The organism is Sphingomonas phoenicis (assembly GCF_047238005.1).
Classification (GTDB): Bacteria; Pseudomonadota; Alphaproteobacteria; order Sphingomonadales; family Sphingomonadaceae; genus Sphingomonas.
In genome coordinates this window covers 3,598,923-3,619,136 of sequence record NZ_JBDFMC010000002.1, presented here as the reverse complement: position 1 = coordinate 3,619,136, position 20,214 = coordinate 3,598,923, and the positions used below count along the sequence as shown (strand labels likewise).

19 protein-coding genes, 1 tRNA gene and 1 pseudogene are annotated in these 20,214 nt (G+C 68.7%); 14 read left to right on the top strand and 7 right to left on the bottom strand.

Annotated elements, in window-relative coordinates:
- The first annotated feature begins 184 nt into the window (after positions 1 to 184).
- Complete coding sequence (locus tag ABC319_RS18060; RefSeq protein WP_413071543.1) at positions 185 to 409, top strand: hypothetical protein; 225 nt, start codon at positions 185 to 187, stop codon at positions 407 to 409.
- 89 nt (positions 410 to 498) lie between these two features.
- On the top strand, positions 499 to 1,266 hold the full coding sequence (locus ABC319_RS18055; protein ID WP_413071542.1) for a HesA/MoeB/ThiF family protein: 768 nt from the start codon (positions 499 to 501) through the stop codon (positions 1,264 to 1,266).
- Here the strand turns inward: ABC319_RS18055 and ABC319_RS18050 are convergent.
- Positions 1,251 to 2,252, bottom strand: coding sequence for an NAD-dependent epimerase/dehydratase family protein (locus ABC319_RS18050; RefSeq protein WP_413071541.1), 1,002 nt, complete (start codon positions 2,250 to 2,252; stop codon positions 1,251 to 1,253). The two genes, ABC319_RS18055 and ABC319_RS18050, sit on opposite strands and share 16 nt — an antisense overlap.
- A complete protein-coding gene (gene galU, locus ABC319_RS18045; protein ID WP_413071540.1) occupies positions 2,249 to 3,106 on the bottom strand; it encodes a UTP--glucose-1-phosphate uridylyltransferase GalU in 858 nt (285 codons plus the stop codon). The genes ABC319_RS18050 and galU overlap by 4 nt, the downstream gene beginning before the upstream one ends.
- Before the next feature lie 118 nt (positions 3,107 to 3,224).
- On the opposite strand from galU, the gene wecB reads away from it, so the two are divergent.
- Both wecB and ABC319_RS18035 read left to right on the top strand, forming a co-directional pair.
- Complete coding sequence (gene wecB, locus ABC319_RS18040) at positions 3,225 to 4,370, top strand: non-hydrolyzing UDP-N-acetylglucosamine 2-epimerase (RefSeq protein ID WP_413071539.1); 1,146 nt, start codon at positions 3,225 to 3,227, stop codon at positions 4,368 to 4,370.
- Positions 4,371 to 4,400: 30 nt separating this feature from the next.
- Positions 4,401 to 5,162 carry a metallophosphoesterase family protein gene (locus tag ABC319_RS18035; RefSeq protein WP_413071538.1) on the top strand — a complete coding sequence of 254 codons (762 nt, stop codon included), beginning with the start codon at positions 4,401 to 4,403 and terminating at the stop codon, positions 5,160 to 5,162.
- A gap of 78 nt (positions 5,163 to 5,240) precedes the next feature.
- Here ABC319_RS18035 and ABC319_RS18030 read toward each other — a convergent pair whose 3' ends face one another.
- Positions 5,241 to 5,834 (bottom strand): FKBP-type peptidyl-prolyl cis-trans isomerase, encoded by a 594-nt coding sequence (locus ABC319_RS18030; RefSeq protein ID WP_413071537.1) that lies wholly within the window; start codon positions 5,832 to 5,834, stop codon positions 5,241 to 5,243.
- Between the two features lie 128 nt (positions 5,835 to 5,962).
- Positions 5,963 to 6,169: a 30S ribosomal protein S21 gene (gene rpsU, locus ABC319_RS18025; RefSeq protein WP_007404630.1), complete on the bottom strand. Its 207-nt coding sequence runs from the start codon at positions 6,167 to 6,169 to the stop codon at positions 5,963 to 5,965.
- A gap of 244 nt (positions 6,170 to 6,413) precedes the next feature.
- Here rpsU and ABC319_RS18020 point away from each other — a divergent pair, with 244 nt between their 5' ends.
- The 5 genes from ABC319_RS18020 (at position 6,414) to cysS (ending at position 11,277) form a co-directional block, all read left to right on the top strand.
- A complete protein-coding gene (locus tag ABC319_RS18020; RefSeq protein ID WP_413071536.1) occupies positions 6,414 to 7,160 on the top strand; it encodes a response regulator in 747 nt (248 codons plus the stop codon).
- Positions 7,144 to 8,430: a sensor histidine kinase gene (locus tag ABC319_RS18015; RefSeq protein WP_413071535.1), complete on the top strand. Its 1,287-nt coding sequence runs from the start codon at positions 7,144 to 7,146 to the stop codon at positions 8,428 to 8,430. The genes ABC319_RS18020 and ABC319_RS18015 overlap by 17 nt, the downstream gene beginning before the upstream one ends.
- A 103-nt stretch (positions 8,431 to 8,533) precedes the next feature.
- On the top strand, positions 8,534 to 8,668 hold the full coding sequence (locus ABC319_RS18010) for a hypothetical protein (RefSeq protein WP_413071534.1): 135 nt from the start codon (positions 8,534 to 8,536) through the stop codon (positions 8,666 to 8,668).
- Between the two features lie 121 nt (positions 8,669 to 8,789).
- Entirely contained in the window at positions 8,790 to 9,716 is a 927-nt protein-coding gene (locus ABC319_RS18005; RefSeq protein WP_413071533.1) for an intradiol ring-cleavage dioxygenase, read from the top strand.
- Between the two features lie 124 nt (positions 9,717 to 9,840).
- Complete coding sequence (cysS, locus tag ABC319_RS18000; RefSeq protein ID WP_413071532.1) at positions 9,841 to 11,277, top strand: cysteine--tRNA ligase; 1,437 nt, start codon at positions 9,841 to 9,843, stop codon at positions 11,275 to 11,277.
- Here cysS and ABC319_RS17995 read toward each other — a convergent pair.
- A complete protein-coding gene (locus ABC319_RS17995; RefSeq protein WP_413071531.1) occupies positions 11,270 to 12,256 on the bottom strand; it encodes a peptidase M48 family protein in 987 nt (328 codons plus the stop codon). The genes cysS and ABC319_RS17995 overlap by 8 nt on opposite strands.
- A gap of 151 nt (positions 12,257 to 12,407) precedes the next feature.
- On the opposite strand from ABC319_RS17995, the gene ABC319_RS17990 reads away from it, so the two are divergent.
- The 5 genes from ABC319_RS17990 (at position 12,408) to ABC319_RS17970 (ending at position 17,402) form a co-directional block, all read left to right on the top strand.
- Positions 12,408 to 13,724: a UDP-glucose dehydrogenase family protein gene (locus ABC319_RS17990; RefSeq protein ID WP_413071530.1), complete on the top strand. Its 1,317-nt coding sequence runs from the start codon at positions 12,408 to 12,410 to the stop codon at positions 13,722 to 13,724.
- Positions 13,725 to 13,738: 14 nt separating this feature from the next.
- Complete coding sequence (locus tag ABC319_RS17985) at positions 13,739 to 14,677, top strand: D-2-hydroxyacid dehydrogenase (RefSeq protein ID WP_413071755.1); 939 nt, start codon at positions 13,739 to 13,741, stop codon at positions 14,675 to 14,677.
- A 108-nt stretch (positions 14,678 to 14,785) separates the two neighbouring features.
- Positions 14,786 to 16,159: a class II 3-deoxy-7-phosphoheptulonate synthase gene (locus tag ABC319_RS17980; RefSeq protein ID WP_413071529.1), complete on the top strand. Its 1,374-nt coding sequence runs from the start codon at positions 14,786 to 14,788 to the stop codon at positions 16,157 to 16,159.
- A 100-nt stretch (positions 16,160 to 16,259) separates the two neighbouring features.
- Positions 16,260 to 16,334 (top strand) — tRNA-Glu (locus ABC319_RS17975).
- Between the two features lie 753 nt (positions 16,335 to 17,087).
- A complete protein-coding gene (locus ABC319_RS17970) occupies positions 17,088 to 17,402 on the top strand; it encodes a hypothetical protein (RefSeq protein WP_413071528.1) in 315 nt (104 codons plus the stop codon).
- A gap of 360 nt (positions 17,403 to 17,762) precedes the next feature.
- Here the strand turns inward: ABC319_RS17970 and ABC319_RS17965 are convergent, their stop codons facing one another.
- Both ABC319_RS17965 and ABC319_RS17960 read right to left on the bottom strand, forming a co-directional pair.
- Positions 17,763 to 18,413 (bottom strand): hypothetical protein, encoded by a 651-nt coding sequence (locus ABC319_RS17965; RefSeq protein WP_413071527.1) that lies wholly within the window; start codon positions 18,411 to 18,413, stop codon positions 17,763 to 17,765.
- Positions 18,414 to 18,429: 16 nt separating this feature from the next.
- Positions 18,430 to 20,202: pseudogene (locus ABC319_RS17960) on the bottom strand (AAA family ATPase); the annotation flags it as partial.
- Positions 20,203 to 20,214 lie beyond the last annotated feature (12 nt).

Sequence of the window (20,214 nt, the reverse complement as noted above, 5' to 3'; positions counted from 1 at the left end):
GCGTAACCTTCATCCTTTGCTGCTAGGCAGACGTCGCGGCTGCCGGTAAGTGTGGCTGTACTGCATCGGTGTAGAACGCGTCTTCACTATGCAGGGTTACCGTCTTGTCTTGCAGGCTCCGGTGTGCAAGGGACTGCGGTGACGACCATGAAGGGAGTTCATTATGCGTCTTGGGAAGTATCTCATGGCCGCCGCCGTCGCCACGATGACGGTTGCGCCTGCAATGGCCGCTCCGGCCAACCCGGCAGCCAGCCTGTCGGTTTCGAAGTCGGCTCGTGCGGGTTCGGTTTCGGCTAAGAAGAACGAGCTCGCCGGTGGCGGTCTGATCGTCGCCCTGATCGCGGCTGCTGCCGTGGTCGCCGGTGTGGTGATCGTTGCCGACAGCGACGACGACGCCGACAGCAACTAATCTCGGCTTTTCGAAGCTAAAGGAAATAGCGGCCTTTCGGGGCCGCTATTTTTTTGTGCGTCGCATTTGTATTATATTACATGGCGCGCATGCAGACATTCTCCGATTCAGAGCTTGACCGGTACGCCCGCCATATCGTCCTTCATGAGATCGGTGGCGTGGGTCAGCTGCGATTGCGTCAGGCGACGGTCACCGTCGTAGGCGCCGGGGGCATCGGATCACCCGCCCTTCAATATCTAGCCGGTGCCGGAATCGGGAACCTGCGAATCATCGACGACGACGCAGTCGACCTGTCGAATCTCCATCGCCAGACCATCTACGACTCTGCCGATACCGGCCTGCCGAAGGCGGCTGCGGCCGCTGTCGCGATCGCCCGCCTGAATCCGTTGATCGCCACCGATGTGCGCATCGAACGGATCGATCGGGCGAATGCGGAAACGCTGCTCGCCGGCTCCAGCGTCGTCATCGACGGCACCGACAATTTTGCGACACGCCTGCTGACTGCCGACGCCGCGCATGCGCTTCGTATCCCCCTTGTCTCGGCCGCGATCGGGCAGTTCGAGGGGCAGCTCGCGGTTTTTCGGGGGTGGGAGGCGGATCTGCCCTGCTATCGCTGCCTGGTCGGGAACGATCCCGGGCGCGTCGAGGCCAGTTGCGCCGACCAGGGCGTGCTGGGCCCGGTCACCGGTATGATCGGCGCGATGGCCGCGCTGGAGGCGATCCGGGCGATCGTGCCGTTCGGGGATGATCCGGCAGGGCGGCTGCTCCTGATCGACCTGCTGTCGTGGCGCTTCCGCAGCCTCATGCTGCCGGCGGATCCCGGTTGTCCCTGCTGCGGCGATCAGGTGGCGGCGTAGCCCCGGTACCATTCGACGAACGAGGGGATACCGATCTCCAGCGACGTACCAGGACGGTAACCCAGCTCCCGCTCCGCATCGCCGACATCGGCGAAGGTGGCGGGCACGTCGCCCGGTTGCATCGGCTGGTTGTCGCGGATTGCTGGCCGACCGCAGGCTTCCTCAATCAGGTCGATCAACTTGCCCAACGGTTCCGGCCGGTTGTGCCCCAGATTGTACAGGGCATGCGGTGAGGTGCTGCCGCCCGGCTTTGCCGTTCCGTCGTCGGCCGGCGGCCGGTCGAGCGACGACAGCACGCCATCGACGATGTCGTCGATATAGGTGAAGTCCCGCTCCATCCGCCCATCGTTGAAGACCCGGATCGGTCGACCCGCCATGATCGCCTGGGTGAACAGCCACACCGCCATGTCCGGCCGTCCCCATGGTCCATAGACGGTGAAGAACCGCAAGCCGGTCTGCGGCAGTCGGAACAGATGAGCATAGCTCTCGCTCATCAGCTCGTTGGCCCGCTTGGTCGCGGCGTAGAGCGAGATGGGCTGTTCCACCGGATCGCCGACACGGAACGGCATGTTCCGGTTGGCGCCGTACACGGAAGAAGACGAGGCGTAGACGAGATGCGCGACCTGCCGCGCGCGCGCCAGTTCGAGCAGGTTCAGGTGCCCGATCAGGTTCGACCGGCCATAGACGTCCGGTCGCTCGATCGAGTAACGGACACCCGCCTGCGCACCCAGATGGACGATGCGGTCGAACGACGAACCCGCCACGGCGGCCTGCAGGCCGGCCTGATCGGCGAAGTCGACTTGGGTGAAACGCACCCTGTCACCGTGCCGCTCGGCCAGGGCGGCGAGCCGAGCCCGCTTCAGTGCCGGATCATAATAGTCGTTGAGGTCGTCGATCCCGATCACCCGCTCGCCGCGCGCGGCCAGGCGCGACGCGACGTGGAAGCCGATGAAGCCGGCAACGCCGGTGACGAGGACGCCGTTCACCCCAGCAGCGTCCGCGCAAAATCGCGGATCGCGGGGCCGATATCCTCGCGGGCCAGCGCCAGCGCCAGATTCGCCTGGATATAGCCGGCCTTGTCGCCGCAGTCGTATCGTTGCCCGTCGAAGGTGAAGCCGTGGAACGCCTGGCGCCCGATCAACTTGGCCATCGCATCGGTCAGCTGGATCTCGCCCCCCGCCCCCGGCTCCTGCGCGTCGAGGATCTGCATCACCTCCGGCTGCAGGATGTAGCGGCCGGGGATCATCAGGTTCGACGGCGCCTTGCCCTTCGGCTTCTCGACCAGTGCGACCACCTCGGTCAGGCGGCCGTCCTGCTTGCCCGGCGAGATGATGCCGTACTTGTCGGTCTCGCTGTCGGGCACCTCCAGCGCGCCGATGACATTGCCGCCGACGCGCTCATAGGCCTGAACCATCTGCTTCAGGAATCCGCCGACCATCAGCTCGTCCGGCAGCAGCACCGCGAAGGGTTCGTCGCCGACGATCTCGCGCGCGCACCAGACCGCATGGCCAAGGCCCAGCGGCTCCTGCTGGCGGACATAGACGGGGCTGCCGGGCTGCTGCCGGATGCCCTCGATCAGGTGCATCGACTTGCCCCGCGCCTTCATCGTCGCCTCGAGTTCGTAGGAGATATCGAAGTGATCCTCCAGCGCACCCTTGCCGCGGCCGGTGACGAATATGATCTGGTCGATGCCCGCCTCCAGCGCCTCTTCCACGGCATACTGGATCAGCGGCTTGTCGACGACGGTCAGCATCTCCTTGGGCATCGACTTGGTCGCAGGCAGGAACCGGGTACCCAGTCCGGCTACGGGAAACACCGCCTTACGCACCCGCTTGATCATTATTAAGCCACCTTCCGACATCGTCTGTCGAGGCGCTTATCTGGAGGGCATCGGTTATGCAATTGAGGGGGCTCGGAACTGACGACGATCGCCGCCGCAACAGCCGGGACGATCGCGGTTGAGCCGCGTCTTCGTCGTCATCGGCACCCGGCCCGAGGCGATCAAACTGTTCCCGGTGATCCACGCGCTGACAGCCCGCCCTGGCATCGAGGTAGTGACCTGCGTCACCGGGCAGCACCGCGAGATGGTCGATCAGGTGCTGGCGATGGCCGCCATTCGTGCAGATGTCGACCTGGACCTGATGCTGCCCGACCAGACGCTGGATCAACTCACCGCCCGGCTGATCGAGGCACTGGGCCCGGCGATCGACACCGCGCGCCCCGACCTGATCGTGGTGCAGGGTGACACCGTCTCGGCGATGGCGGCCGCGCTGGTCGCGCTCTATCGCCGCCTACCGGTCGCCCATGTCGAGGCGGGACTGCGCTCCGGGTCGTTGCACGATCCCTGCCCGGAAGAGGGCAACCGCCGCATGATCGCCGCACTCACGACGCTGCACTTTGCCCCGACCCCGATCGCGGCGGAGGCGCTGCGCGGTGAACGGGTGAGCGGTGCCGTCCACCTCACCGGCAACACGGTGATCGACGCGCTGCGGCTGACGACGCAGGCGCTGGACCGCGATCCGGCCGGCACGGCACCGCTTCGCCGGATGCTGGACGGGCTAGGCGACCGGCGGATCGTCTTCACGACCGTCCACCGGCGCGAGAGCGTGGCGGCGCTGGAAGGAATCGCACGGGCGCTCAGCCGGATCGCGGATCGTGGGGACGCCGCGATCGTGCTGCCCGTCCACCCCAATCCGCAGGTGGGCGCCGTGCTGCATCGTCGGTTGGGCGGGCATGCCAACATCGCCTTGACCGGGCCGCTGGATTATCCGAATGCCGTCACTGCCCTTTCCCGATGCGATATCGTGCTGACGGACTCGGGTGGCCTGCAGGAGGAAGCACCGTTCTTTGGCAAACCCGTGCTCGTCATGCGCGACACCACGGAGCGGCCCGAGGGCATCATGGCGGGCACCGCGAGACTGGTCGGCACCGGGGAGGACGCCATCGTGGCGGCCGCCGCCGACCTGCTCGAATCGCGGGAACGACGTGATGCGATGGCCACACCCCATCTGCCTTACGGACGCGGCGATGCGAGCGGGCGGATCGCCTCTCTGATCGATGCATTCCTGCGCTACCGGGCGCTGCCCATCGACGGGCGCGCCTGATCGCCCGGTAATTTCCTGGACTGTTCGACGATGCTCAAGAAGATCTTCGCCAAATCGAAAGCCGCGGGGCCGTCGGTGCCGCCTGGCGAGCGCATCTATGCGGTGGGCGACGTCCATGGCTGCATCGACGAGCTGGACGCGCTGCTGGCGTTGATCGACGCGGACGACGCGGCGCGGCCGGCGGCGGAGACGACGATCGTGTTCCTGGGCGACTTCGTCGATCGCGGACCCGCGTCGGCACAGGTGCTGGACCGGCTGATCGAGGTGCGGGAGCGCCGGCCGGGCAGTCGCTTCCTGATCGGCAACCACGAGGAGCTGTTCGTTGCGGCGCTGGCCGGCGAGGACCGGCCGCTGCGACTGTTCACCCGCGTCGGCGGGCGCGAGACGGTGTTGAGCTACGGCATGTCGACCGAAGAGTACGACCAGTCGGATTACGACGCGCTGCTCGTCCGCATGCAGGCGATGGTGCCGGAGTCGCACCGCCAGTTCCTGGAGTCGCTGGAGGACATGGTCGTGAAGGGCGACTACGCCTTCGTCCATGCCGGCATCCATCCGGACACGCCGCTGGAGGAACAGCGGTCGCGCGACCTGCGCTGGATCCGCGAGCCGTTCCTGTCGCACCGCAAGCCGCTGGAGAAGGTGATCGTCCACGGCCACACCATCGTCGAGGTGGCGGCGCCCACCGGCGTGCGGTTCCCGATCGACACCGGTGCCTACCTGACCGGCGTGCTGACCGCGCTGGTGCTGGAGGGTGACCGCCACTGGCTGTTGCAGACGCCGGCCAACGGATGATCCAGGTCACGCCATAAGCAAACGGCGCCCCTTCCGGTTCGGGAAGGAGCGCCGTCGATACTGACAAGGTCTGGGGCTTCAGCGGCCGCCGGAACCCGGGGGGCCACCGGGCGCCGGGGGGCCGCCGGGCATGCCGCCGGGAGCGCCGCCCATCATCATCTGCTGCTGCATCTGCATCTGCCGGACCTGCTCCTCTGGCAGGAAGTCGATCAGATCGACGTCGAACACCAGCGTGGAATTGGCCGGGATCGGGCCGGTCGCCTTGTCGCCGTACCCCAGCGACGGCTTGATCCAGACGCGGTACTTGGCGCCCTTGTGCATCAGCTTCAGCGCTTCGGAGAAGCCGGGAACGACGCCGGCGACCGGCATCGGCGTCGGCTGCTGCGACTTGTCGAAGGTGGTGCCGTTGAGGAGCTTGCCCTCGTAATTGACCAGCGCGACGTCGGCATCGGTCGGCTTCGCGCCCGTCGTCGCGCCCTTTTCCAGCACCTTGTACTGGAGGCCGGACGCGGTGGTGACGACACCCCTAGCGCGGGAATTGCGGGTCATGAAGTCGTCGCCCTGCCGGGCGAGCGCCACGGCGGCAATGACCGCCAGCGCCAGGCCGATCCACAGATAGACGAGGTAGCGGCGCTTGACCGGCTGTAGCGGCACGGCGGTGACGGTCGACATGGGCTGGAGCACCTGGAGTTCGGGGTGCCGGCCCGGTCGCCGCCACCGGAAGGTAAGGCTAAGGTAAGGCGTGCGACATGTTCGCCGCCGGGATCGGGCGGGCATCGGAATGCTCGCCCGTCAGTATCTTACCGTGCGCCGTCGCGCTCGGCGCGCTTGCGCTCCAGCTTGCGGGCGCGGCGGACGGCGGCGGCACGCTCACGCGCGCGCTTCTCCGACGGCTTCTCGTAGTGACGGCGCAGCTTCATCTCGCGATACACACCCTCGCGCTGCAGCTTCTTCTTGAGCGCGCGCAGGGCCTGGTCGACATTGTTGTCGCGAACGATGATCTGCATAAAACCCAATCAACTCCGGTCAATAACGATAGCGGCGCGAAGCGATCCGCGCCGTGAGATAGGCCCGCCTACCAGCGTGCCCGTATTTAAGCAACCCCGGCAGCGACCCGCAGGTTCCGCAGGCTCGCGCCGCAGTGTGGCTGCGCCGCCACATATCGCGTCAATCGGCGAATGTTGCAGCCCTGCAATCCAACCGATACGCGGCAGTCGCACGCCCGCCGTCATGCTACAGCACGCCGCGACCATGGACCTGGAAACCCGACTCCTGATCGTCGACGACGATCCCGGCATCCGCGAGCTGACCGCGCAGTTCCTCTCCGCGCACGGCTATATCGTCGACGTGGCAGAGGGCGGCGCGGCGATGCGGGCGGCGCTGGCCCGGCATGCATACGACCTGATCGTGCTCGACGTGATGATGCCGGGCGAGGACGGGCTGACGATCCTGCGCTCGCTGGATCGCGCCACCGCGCCCGCCGTCATCATCCTGTCGGTGATCGGCGAGGAGGTCGACCGGATCGTCGGGCTGGAGATGGGTGCCGACGATTACGTCGCCAAGCCCGCCAACCCGCGCGAATTGCTGGCGCGGGTCAGGTCGGTGCTGCGCCGACGCGGCGAGCGACCGGAGCCGCGACTCGCCGTGCCGGGCAGCGGCGGGCCATCGCCCCGCACCTATCAGCGGTTCGCCGGCTGGCGACTGGATCCGCAGGGTCGCCAGCTGATCGATCCGGACGAGGTGGTGATCAACCTGTCCGATGGCGAGTTCCGGCTGCTGATGACCTTCGTCGACCATCCGCGCCGCGTGCTGACCCGCGATTTCCTGCTGGACCATTCCCGCGGGGCGCAGGCGGAGCATTTCGACCGGGCGATCGACGTGCAGGTCAGCCGCCTGCGCCGCAAGTTGTCCGGCGACGGCGGGCGGACCGGGGACGAGCTGATCCGCACGATCCGCAACGAAGGCTATATGTTCGCGGCCGATGTCGAGACCCGCTGATCCCGGTGCCGGCGGGCACCGCGCGCGGTCGATCGCCTGGCCGATCTTCGCGCTGGTCATCGCCTCCGTCGTGCTGGGCACGACCGTGGTGTTCGCCGTCACCTTCAGTGGGCCACCGCCCCGGGACGCGCGCACCGGCGCGAGCGCGGTGGTCCGCACCCTGCGCAGCGGCTCTCCCGATGCAGACGGCGGGCGGACGCTCGCGTTCCGGACCGCCGATGCGCCGCCCGCGGCGGACGACCGGTTCCGGCCCGATCCGGTCGCCCGGCAGGTCCTCGCCCGGTCGCTGGGGGTGCCGATGGCCGATGTGGTCGCGCTGACGATGCGGCCGGGGCCGGACGGCACCGCGTTCGGCCGCGATTTCATGCTCGGCTGGCGGCGGGACGGCGCGTGGCGCATCGTCGAGACGCCGCGGCCGTTGCTGGCGCCGTGGCACCTGAAGACGCTCACCGCGATGCTGGTGGCGATCCTGGCGCTCGCCCTGCCCGCCTGGTTCATCGCGCGCGCCATCTCGCGCCCGGTCCGTGCCGTGGCGCGGGCGGCGCGTGAGGCGCGCGCGGGCGCGGCGCTGCCGCCCTTGCCGGCGGGCGGATCGAGCGAGGTGCGCGACCTGTCGCGCGCGGTGGCCGCGATGCACGCGCGGCTGGCCGCGCATGCCGAGGGGCGGACGACGATGCTGGCCGCCATCGCGCACGACCTGGGCACGCCGCTGTCGCGCCTGTCGTTCCGGGTCGAGCAGCTGCCCGATGCCTCGCGCGAGCGTGCCGCCGCCGACATCGCCGAGATGCGCGCGATGATCGCCGCCGCCTTGTCGTTCGCCCGCGACGAGAGCGCCGACCTGTCGGCGCGGATCGACCTCGGCAGCCTGCTCGACAGCCTGGTCGAGGACATGCGCGAACGGGGCGCCGCCACCCTGTCGCCCGGCCCGCGCGCCGTCGTGCGCGGCGATCCGGGGTCGCTGCGCCGCCTGTTCGCCAATCTGGCCGAGAACGCCATCCGCTACGGCGATCATGCGACGATCGGCTGGCGGATCGTCGACCGTGAGGTGGAGGTGACGGTGGACGATCGCGGCCCCGGCATCGATCCCGCGACGGTCGAGCGGCTGTTCGAACCGTTCGTGCGCGGCGATCCCTCGCGCAACCGGGCGACCGGCGGCACCGGGCTGGGGCTGGCGATCGTCCGCTCGATCGCCAACCGGCACGGCGGCGAGGCGGTGCTGGAGAACGGCCCGACCGGGGCACGGGCCAGGGTGACGCTGCCACTGGCGTGACCGCGGCGGATGATGGGGCGGATGACGGCTTCGTCATACCGGATTGTCATGGAAAGGCGTGCCGCCTACAGGGCGGAAATCGTTGTACGTGCAGGAAGACGCGTTGGAAACCCGACTGCTCATCGCTTATGGATTGATCGCCGCGATCGTGCTGGTCGGCGGCGTGACCGCCGCGATCATGTCGAAGAAGCGGGCCGAGCGCCGGCGCCGCCTGCGCGGCATCAAGGACTATAACTAGGCGCGGCGCGCCGGCCATCCGCGTCCGCTGCAACACATCGCAACAATAAAACCGCCGCCCGACATATCGCGGCAAGCCGGCCCGGCCAGATGCTTCCCCGACATTCACGGGGACCGCCGCCATGACCGACCATCATCATCCGGAACCGCATCACGGGCATAGCCTGGCCGAGGATCTGCCGCGGATCGAGGCGCTGGTCGCCCGGCGCCGCGCCCTCAAATGGTTCGCCGGCGCGGGTACCGCGGCGCTGGTCGCCGGATGCGGTGGCGGTGGCAGCGGCGACGCCTCGTCCTCCGTCGACGTGGTGACGGGCGCGACCCCGACGCCGACCGCCACAGCGACCCCCACCCCGACGGCCACCGCGACACCGACACCCACGGCGACCACCGCCTGCGTCATCGATCCGACGGAGACGGCCGGCCCCTATCCGGCCGACGGCACCAACACCTCGTCCGGCACCACGTCGAACGTGCTGACCGTCAACGGCGTCGTGCGCAGCGACATCCGGCCCAGCTTCGTCTCGTCGACCGCGGTGGCCGGCGGCGTTCAGGTGACGATGACGCTGACGGTGGTGAACGTGAACGCCTCCTGCGCGCCGCTCGGCGGCTATGCCGTGTACCTGTGGCACTGCGACCGGTCGGGCAACTATTCGTTGTACGGCAGTGCGGCGGCGGAGAGCTATCTGCGCGGCGTGCAGGTGACCGACGCCAACGGCCAGGTCACCTTCACCACCATCTTCCCGGCCTGTTACGACGGGCGCTGGCCGCACATGCATTTCGAGGTCTTCTCCAGCCTGTCCAACGCGCTGGGGGGCCGCTATGCCTCGCTCACCTCGCAGCTGGCGATGCCGGCAGCGGCTTGCAGCGCGGTGTTCGCCGATGCCACGACCTATCCCGGCAGCGCGTCGCGCTTCGCCCGCGTATCGCTGTCCAGCGACGGCATCTTCGGCGACAACAGCGCCGCGCAGCTGGCGCAGCAGACGCCGACGCTGACCGGCAGCCCCACTGCCGGCTACACCGCCACCGCCCTGATCGGCCTCGCCCGCTAGAGCGCGCGACGGCCTACGACACGCGCGGCGCCCCCCCTGTCGCCGCGCTGCCCCGGCCGGACCCACCGTCCGGCCGGGGCTCCCCCTCTTGGCGACGCGGGCGGGCGCCCGTAAGGCCGCGGGCATGACGACGCTCCGCCTCTTCAACAGCCTGTCGCGGTCGATGGAGATCTTCCAGCCGATCGATCCCGCCCGTCCGCGCGTCTATTCGTGCGGGCCGACCGTCTACCACTATGCCCATATCGGCAATCTGCGCGCCTATGTGTTCACCGACACGCTGTCGCGGGTGCTGACGTGGAAGGCGGCGGCGATGGGATGGGGGCCGCTGACCCACATCATCAACATCACCGATGTCGGCCACCTGACGTCCGACGCCGATGCCGGCGACGACAAGATGGAGGCACGGGCGCGGGCGACCGGGCAGGACATCTGGGCGATCGCGCGGCACTATACCGACGCGTTCAGGCAGGACCTGCGCGACCTGAACATCCGGGCGCCGTCGCGCTTCCCGCTCGCCACCGATCACGTCGCGGCGATGATCGAGTGGGGCACCGCGATCGAGGCGCGCCACTGCTACCGCTTGCCCGACGGGCTGTATTTCGACGTGTCGACGGTGCCCGATTACGGCCGGCTGGCGGGCCATGCCGCCGAGGACGGAGAGGGGCGGATCGATGCGGTGACGGGCAAGCGCCACGCCGCCGACTTCGCGATCTGGCGCACCTCGGCGCCCGGCGAGAACCGGCAGATGGAGTGGGATTCGCCCTGGGGCCGCGGCGCGCCGGGCTGGCACCTGGAATGCTCGGTGATGAGCCGCGCCTATCTGGGCGAGCGGTTCGACATCCACACCGGCGGCATCGACCACCGCGAGATCCACCATCCCAACGAGATCGCGCAAAACCAGGCGATGAGCGGCACCGCCGACACCGGCGCGAATTACTGGCTGCACAACAATTTCGTGGTCGAGCGCGATGCCAAGATGTCGAAATCGTCGGGCGCGTTCACGCGCCTGCAGACGCTGGTCGATCGCGGTTACCACCCCCTCGCCTATCGCCTGATGTGCCTGCAGGCGCATTACCGGTCGGAGATGGAATTCTCGTGGGAAGGGCTGGCGGCGGCGCAGACGCGGCTGAAGCGGCTGGTCCAGGCGGTCGAGCTGCTGCGGGCGCGGCCGCCGGTGCCGTCGACGGGCAGCGCCGCCGGCTATGTCGAACGGCTGGACGAGGCGGTGTCCGACGACCTGAACACCGCGCGCGCACTGCCGGTGGTGGACGAGCTGATCGCCGACAAGCGCGTGTCCCCCGCCGACCGGCTGGCGGCGCTGGCCGACATCGACGCGGTGCTGGGGCTGGGGCTGGCGACGCTGGGCCGCGCCGATCTGCGGGTACGTCCGGCCTCCGCGACGATCGACGAGGCGGCGGTCGCGGCGCGGCTGACGGAACGGCGCGAGGCGCGGGCGGCGAAGGACTTCGCCCGGTCGGACGCGATCCGCGACGAACTGGCCGCTGCGGGGGTCGAGGTGATGGACGGCGACCCGCTGGGCTGGGACTGGCGGATCAGCTGAGCGGCCGGTCGCGCGTGGCGAGGACCGGGGGGCGCCAGGGCAGGGCGCGGTCCGCCGGCGCCGATGCGATGGCGGCATCGATCGCCGCCGCCCGCGCCTTCGACGAGGCGTGGGTGCGGCTGCGGAACAGCCCGCCGTCGACATCGCCGCCATGCTCCCGCCAGAACCGCGACGCCGCGGCCGGGTCCCAGCCGCCGTTACGGAGCAGCGCGACGCCCAGCAGGTCCGCCTCGTCCTCGGTCCGCCGGAACAGGCGGCCGCTGCGCCCCAGTTCGGAGAACATGCCCCAGCTGACCCCCGCCGTCGCCAGCCGCTCACGGTGGTGCAGGACGATATGCGCCAGTTCGTGCGCGACCACCGCAGCCACCGCCGCCTCGTCGTAACGGTCGAAGAAGCGCACGCCGATACGGACGACCTGCCCGTCCGAATTGGCGATCATCGCCTTTCCCGGCACCACCTCGAACGTCGCGCGGCAGCCGGGGCTGGCGGCGATCGTCACCGGCCGATCGGCATCGGCGCGGCGCAGGGTAACGACCAGGGGCCGGTCGGCGGGCTGGCGGTCGACCAGCGCCAGCGCCGCATCGCGCGTGCGGGTGGAGGGCGGACCGGCCGGCGGTGACGGTACGGCGCTGTCGGCGATCGCCGCCAGCCCGTCGCCTTCCCGCACGCCTGCCGCCGCCGCCGGCCCGCCGGGCACCACCGCGCCGATCGCGACGGGGGTGGGGAAGCCGTCGACGGTCGTGCCGGCGGGCAACGGCTGCGTGACATACTGGTCCACCGCCTGCACCAGCCAGCCGGGCGTCGGGGCACGGCGGTCGCACAGCGCCACGTTGGCGGTCGCCAGCCGGTATCCGATCCGCGCCAGCATCGCGTCCGCCCGCGCGACCGCCCGGTCGTCCGAGGATGGCGGGGGCGCGGCGGCCGCCGTCTGGAACAGGAGGACGGCAAGGATGGCGGCGTGGCGACGGGCAGGCGACATGGGCACCGCCTATAGCCGCACCGATCCCGCGCTGTCGCGCCCCTGCCCGCTCCCATGCCGCCGCCGGTGCATTGCCGGCTGCGCTCTCGCCTCTTACAGCGCCATCCATCCCGCGGCGCAGGCCGCAGTCCAAGATACGGAACACTCGACCATGCGCATCGTGATGATCGGCTCTGGCTATGTCGGCCTGGTGTCGGGCGCCTGCTTCGCCGATTTTGGCCATCAGGTGGTCTGCGTCGACAAGGACGAGGGCAAGATCGCCGCGCTGCAGGCGGGGCGGATGCCGATCTACGAGCCCGGGCTGGACCAGCTGGTCGCGGCCAATGTCGCGGCCGGGCGGCTGGCCTTCACCACCGACCTGGCGAGCGCGGTGGCGGGGGCGGAGGCGATCTTCATCGGCGTCGGCACCCCCGCCAGGCGCGGCGACGGCCATGCCGACCTGTCCTATGTCTATGGCGCGACGCAGGAGATCGCCGCGGCGATCACCGGGCCGACCGTGGTCGTCACCAAGTCGACCGTGCCGGTCGGTACCGGCGACGAGGTCGAGCGGATCATCCGCGAGGCGCGGCCCGACATGGACGTGGCGGTGGTCTCCAACCCGGAGTTCCTGCGCGAGGGCGCCGCGATCAGCGACTTCAAGCGCCCCGACCGCGTCGTGATCGGCACCGACGATCCGCGCGCGCGCGCGGTGATGCAGGAGGTGTACCGGCCGCTCTACCTGAACGAGAACCCGATCCTGTTCACCGGGCGGCGCACGTCGGAACTGATCAAGTACGCCGCCAACGCGTTCCTGGCGACCAAGATCACCTTCATCAACGAGATCGCCGACCTGTGCGAGGCGGTGGGCGCCGACGTGAAGGACGTCAGCCGCGGCATCGGCCTCGACAACCGGATCGGGCGCAAGTTCCTGCATGCCGGCCCCGGCTATGGCGGATCGTGCTTCCCCAAGGACACGCTGGCGCTCCTGAAGACCGCCGAGGATTTCGAGAGCCCGGTCCACATCGTCGAGGCGGTGGTGAAGGTGAACGACAGCCGCAAGCGCGCGATGGGCAGGAAGGTCCTCCACGCGCTGGGCGGCACCAGCGGCGGCGACGAGCCGCGCGGCAAGACGGTCGCGCTGCTCGGCCTGACCTTCAAGCCCAACACCGACGACATGCGCGACGCGCCCAGCGTGGCGATCGCGACCGCGCTCGCCGATGCCGGCGTCACCGTGCGCGCGCACGACCCCGAGGGGATGGAACAGGCGCGCCGGATGATGCCCGACCTGACCTATTGCACCGATCCGTACGAGGCCGCGCGCGGCGCGGACGCGGTGGTGATCGTGACCGAGTGGGACGCGTTCCGCGCGCTCGACCTGAACCGGCTGAAGGGCGTGATGGCCACGCCGGTGATGGTCGACCTGCGCAACGTCTATCACCGCGCCGGGGTCGAGGCCGCGGGCTTCGCCTACACGGCGATCGGCCGGTGAGCGACGCGGGCCGTATCGTCGCGGTCATGCCGGCGATCGCGCGCGGCCTGATCGAACCGCATCTGCCCGCCGGGATCGAGCCGCGCTGGTTCACCAGCCCGGACGAGGCGAAGGCGGCGATCGCCGATGCGACGATCGCCTGGGTCGACATGCAGCCGACCAGCCTGGTCGCCGAGACGATCCGCGCCGCCGGTCCGCGACTGCGCTGGGTATCGACGCTGTACGCCGGGCTGGACGCCTTCCCGCTCGGCCGGCTGCGCGACGGCGGCGTGACGGTGACCAACGGCAGCGGCATCAACGCGGTCGCCGTCGCCGAATATGCGGTCATGGGCATGCTGGTCGCGGCCAAGCGGTTCGACAAGGTCGTCCGGCTGGCCGATGCCCGCGAATGGCCGTGGGATGCGCCCGGCAAGGTCGAACTGGCCGGCACCCGCGCGCTGGTCGTCGGCTATGGCACGATCGGGCGCGCGATCGGCGAGCGGCTGACGGGACTGGGCGTCGCGGTCGACGGGGTTACCCGCTCCGGGCGCGACGGCACGCTGCGCGCCGATGCGTGGCGCGCGCGGCTGGGCGATTACGACTGGCTGGTGCTCGCCGCCCCCTCGACCGGCGAGACGAGGGCGATGTTCGGTGCGGCCGAGCTGGCGGCGATGAAGCGCTCCGCCTGGCTGATCAACATCGCGCGGGGCGACATGATCGATCAGGACGCGCTGGTCGCCGCGCTGGGCGACGGCAGGCTGGCCGGCGCGTTCCTCGACCCGACCGATCCGGAGCCGCTGCCGGCCGACCATCCCCTGTGGTCGGCGCCGAACGCGATCCTGTCGATGCACCTGTCCGGCCGCAGCCAGACGACGATGTTCCAGCGCGCCGCCGCGCTGTTCCTCGACAATCTGGTCGCGTGGCAGGCCGGCCGGCCGATGCAAAATGTCGTGGATCTTGCCATCGGCTATTGATCGCGAGCGTTGTTGACAGCGGCGACGCAACCGGATCGGTGCAGAAGGGTTTGCGCGCGCGCTCGCGATGGCGCATGGGCGGGCACGATCCGCAGGAGCTTGAGAACCATGGCCGCCAACTGGGCCCCCGACAGCTGGACCGCCGCCGAGGCGCGCCAGATGCCCGACTATCCCGATGCCGCCGCGCTGAAGGGTGCGACCGACACGCTGTCGACCTATCCGCCGCTGGTCTTCGCCGGCGAGGCGCGCAACCTGACCACGCAGCTGGCCGAGGTCGCGGCGGGCCGCGGCTTCCTGCTCCAGGGCGGCGACTGCGCCGAAAGCTTCGCCGAGCACAGCGCGAACAACATCCGCGACACGTTCCGCGTCATCCTGCAGATGGCCGTCGTCCTCACCTGGGCGTCGAAGCTGCCGGTGGTGAAGCTGGGCCGCATGGCCGGCCAGTTCGCCAAGCCGCGCTCGACCCCGACCGAGACGATCGACGGCGTCGAGCTGCCGTCGTACCGCGGCGACAACGTCAACGACATCGCCTTCACGCCCGAGGCGCGGCAGCCCGATCCGCAGCGGCTGATCCGCGCCTATTCGCAAGGGGCGGCGACGCTGAACCTGCTGCGTGCCTTCGCGCAGGGCGGCTATGCCAACCTCCATCAGGTCCATCGCTGGACGCACGACTTCATGGGCCGCAGCCCCTGGGCCAAGAAATACAGCGAGACCGCCGACCGGATCGGCGAGGCGCTGGAGTTCATGGCCGCGTGCGGGATCGATCCCGAAACCGTGCCCCAGCTGGCGCAGACCGATTTCTACACCAGCCACGAGGCGCTGCTGCTCCCGTTCGAGCAGGCGATGACCCGTCAGGATTCGCTGACCGGCGACTGGTACGACACGTCGGCGCATTTCCTGTGGATCGGCGACCGCACCCGGTTCGAGGGTTCGGCGCATGTCGAGTTCCTGCGCGGCATCGGCAATCCGATCGGGGTGAAGTGCGGCCCCTCGCTGGAGCCGGACGTGCTGCTACGCCTGCTCGACACGCTCAACCCCGGTCGCGTTCCCGGGCGGATGACGCTGATCACCCGCTACGGCCACGACAAGATCGAGGCGCACCTGCCCCGGCTGGTTCGTGCGGTGACGCGCGAGGGGCATCCCGTGGTGTGGAGCTGCGACCCGATGCACGGCAACACCGTGAAGGCGACCACCGGCTACAAGACGCGGCCCTTCGAGCGGATCCTGGCCGAGGTGCGCGGCTTCTTCGCGGTCCACCGCGCCGAGGGGACGCACGCCGGCGGCATCCATGCCGAGATGACCGGGCAGAACGTGACCGAATGCACCGGCGGTGCGATCGACGTGACCGAACAGTCGCTTGCGGACCGGTACCACACCCACTGCGATCCGCGCCTGAATGCCAGCCAGAGCCTGGAACTGGCGTTCCTGCTGGCGGAAATGCTCAACACCGAGATGGCGGAGCGGCGCCTGGCCGCGGCCTGACGATTACCCGCGGCCGGGCGGGCGATCTTTTTGGAGGAACCGGCGCGCGCCAGCTTGACGCCACCGGCCACCCCGGATAGACGCCCGCCTCTCGCTACACGGCCCCTTCGTCTAGCGGTTAGGACGTCGCCCTCTCACGGCGAAAACACGAGTTCGATTCTCGTAGGGGTCACCAGTCAAGCGCGCTATCGCGTTGTATTTGGCTGATAAGGTGGGATATCATCTAAAATCGCACCGTGGACGGTCCCACATTTTGCGTGGGTCACGATGATATGATTCGGGATATAACGGGACTAGTCGCGACCGTCGGTAGTCCCAGCACGGATGCGGCGCTTCGATCGTTAGCTCCGCGATCTCTTCAAACCATTGATGTCTTGGTCTGTCACACCGGCGACTGCCAGCCACGCCAGCCGTTCGCCCAGCGACCTTTCACCGTCCTAGTAATCAGGTTGCAGCCTTACCCGGTCACTCCCAGTTTTTCGTCCCCGACAGTTAGTTTCAGGAAAGCATATCTGGGAACACGTTTCGAAAAACGTGCCTCGACCGCAGCGCATCGTGACCGCATTTTCCCGCCGCATGTTCCCAACCGGGAAGCCGGATCAGCTAAAGCGGGCCTTGCCTAAAAAGCGTTGGTAGGTCAGCATATGATCTCATGGCCTATATTGACCGATCGCTAACGAACTGGGGCGGCATCGTAGCCACCGTGATCGCGGTCCCGATCGGACTCGTTTGGATGTTCGTTGAAATCGTCGGCGGCACAATGGGCTGCGAAGGCAATAGCGCTCCCTGTGGGCCAAGGCTGCTTCCCTTGCTGAGCGGCCTAGCGGTTATCGCTCTAGCAGCCTTCATCCTTGGGCGAGTGCTCAACCGCTTGATTGCGCGGTGGCGAAGAACCGCTGATTGATGTGGCGGAGCCAAGGAGATCAATATGATAGCGGCGATCCTGTTCGGAGCCATGCTCCAGACAACATATTTGCCTCCCGAAGTCTGGAAGGAGCGCAACCAACCCGAAACGCCTGTGTTTCAGCCTTGCGAACTCGGTGATGGCACGACGATCGCGCGTTCGCTCAAGCAACTTCCCTCCGATGTCACGCGTGAGCTCGCCGGATTTTTCAACGCTGCAATCCCGATGTCTGATGCCGTCGGTCCTTTTAACAGCATCGACGTCGTCGACGGGCCTGTTCCGCAGCGACGCTTTCTCCGTGCCTATCAGACCGGACGTAACTGGATAATCTGGTATTAACGAGGTGGACTTGCCTCTGGCCCACGGACGATCGCGGTGCGCCGGGATGCGGCGGGTGGAAGTCGCGCATCAGTGTTCAGGATCGAACCGGGCACAGCGTTCGCTGGTGATCTTTGCGCCGCGACCAATGCAATCCTATCCGGTGTTCGAACCGCCTCATCGTGACGGGCATTCACTCACGATCAAGCCGCTCGGTTCTCATTTTTCTTCCGTGTGAGTTGCAACAAGCCGTTTCCGATCTCGATTAGGCCATCGATACCGGGAACGGATGATCGGCCGGTGAACGGCGTGTAACGGCTATCGGTCCGCGAAACGCATCCTTTCGATCACCTCATCGTACTGCCAACTCGATCGTACACCTCACCATCCTTCGCTCCCTTGTCGCCCTAATTCGGCAGGCGTCCAACGCCTCCCTATTGTCGCTGACGATGTGCACGCCTCTCCAATCGCATCCGACATTGCCGGATTGCCCGCGACCAGCAGGCGGATGCCGGCATCGGCCATGCCCAGCCCGAGGGTGCGGGCAGCGAACCGTTCCGCCAGCAGCCAGCTTGCCGGCATGATGTGGACGACGATGTAGGCCAGCATCGTCATGCCCAACGGCCCCGCGATCAGGCCGCCGATGCCCCATCGCTGGCATTGCTTCTCCTGCTCGGCAATCGACCGGTCGACGCGGTTGGACCACTCCTGTGCCTCGCGGGCCTGATCGAACGCTTTTCGGCTGGCATTCAGGGCGGTGATGGCCTCGCGCTGCGCCTCGTGATCCGGTTCGCGGAGACGGGTGGTGACATCTTCCACCTGCGCCAAAAGGTCGTCTACCGTCCGGCCGTCGGTGCAGGCCGTGACCAGCCAATCCAGCTTCCTGTTGGTCAGCGCAAAGCTGGGGGCGTAGTCGGGGGTTTCCGCCAGCCGGGCCATCACCTCGGCATGGCGTGCATCGGCCTCGTGGTTCATGGCGCGGAACGCCCGCACGGCAGGGTCGTCGTTCGGTATCATCGCATGTTCGTCCATCGGTCGTCTCCTTCGCTCATCGATCGAATCCGTGCTCCCGGTCGCCGGCATCGCGCCCGGCGGCATGATCGGGGGTATGGGCGTCCGCGCGCGCCGCGCTGCGCACCACGTCCACGTCGATCCGGTCGTCATGCCCGCCGCCCAGCAGGATCGCGGCCATCACCCGGTCGCGGTCGAGGCCGCGCGCCATGTCGGTCATCTTCGCGTCCGCCTTGCGCGCGGCCCTGAGGTCGCCGTCGCGCACGAGCTGGTCGCGGTCGCGCTGCAAGTCCTGCCAGCCCTCGATGAAGCGCTCCGCGCGCAGGAACGGGTCGGCGCGCGCCTCCGCCTCGTGCCGCATCGCGCGGACCGCTTCGTTGCCGCCGCCATCGGCGGCCTTGCGGACAAGTTCGGGGTCGCGACCGAAGGCGCTGGCCAGATCGGTCGAACCTTCGGCGCGGATCGCGTCCAGCGCCCCGCCCGCCCGCGTCAGTGCCTGACGCTGGCGGGGGAGCGCCTCACAGCCCTGCGCCTGCGTCCGCTCGATCGCGGACCAGGCGCGCGCGAACCGCTCGACCGCCAGCCGTTCGTCCCGCCCGCGCTCCGGCTCGCGTACCCGTTCGGTCTGTAACCGGCCCGCATCCCGCGTCGGCACGGCATCTTGCGCACGCTCCGCCCCGTCCGGCCACCGCACCCCCGCGAAGATACTGCGCGCCCTCTCGACCACCTTCCGCGCGAACCGCTCGAGCAACCAGATCTCGCGCCGCTCCGCGAACGCGCGGTCAGCGTCGAATTCACTGGTGGGCAGATGATCCGACGCCATATCCTTGGCGCGCTCGCGCGACAGCGTGCGGACCAGCCTGCCCATATCGGCGAAGTCGTCGCGGCCGTAGTGAAGCTGCACCCCGTCGCGGTGCCGCGACAGCGCGACATAGGCAGCGTGACGGTCGAGGCCGGGTGTCGCCAGCACATGCGCGCCGTCCACGGTCATGCCCTGCGCCTTGTGGATCGTCGCCGCATAGCCGTGATCGACATCGGCATAATGCTTCACGTCGAACGCGACGCTGCGCCCGTCGTCCAGCCGCACCGCCATCCGGTCGGGTGACAGGCTATCCACCTGCCCGAGCGTGCCGTTCTTTGTGCCCAGCCCGCGCTCGTTACGCAGGAACATGATCCGGTCGCCGGTCGCGAACGCGCGTTCGCCGCGTGCCGCCTTCACGGTCACGTCGTCGCCCAGCGCCCCGCCCGCGCGCAGCACCGCGCGCGCCGCCTCGTTCAGGTCGCGGACCTCGGCATTGGTGTGGGTGAGGATGATGCGGGTCTTGTCGTGCGCGGCGATGCGCTCGCGGTTCCATCCCGCGATCAACGCCGTGCGGGCCTCGTCGCGGGTAGCGGCGGCGTGGACCATCCCCTGCGCCGCATAGGCATCGATCGCCTGCGCGGAGCGACCGGTGGCCAGCCAGCGCGTCGCCTGCCGCTGCCAGTTCTCGCGCTGGCGGCGCACCGCGCTGATCTCGACCGCGCCGTGGCGCTCGGTCAGCGTGCGGAACGCCGCGCCCGCCTCGATCGCCTGCAACTGTTCGGCATCGCCGACCAGCACAATCCGTGCGCCGCCCTGCTCGACCGCTGCCAGCACCCGCGCCATCTGCCGCGTGCCGACCATGCCGGCCTCGTCCATCACGAGAATGTCGCGCGGACTAGGCAGATCGCGGCCCTTCGCCCAGTCCATCTCGATGCTGGCGATAGTTCGCGACGGGATGCGCGACCCCTCCTCCAGCTTCTCGGCCGCGATCCCCGATGACGTGCTCCCCAAAGCCCTACC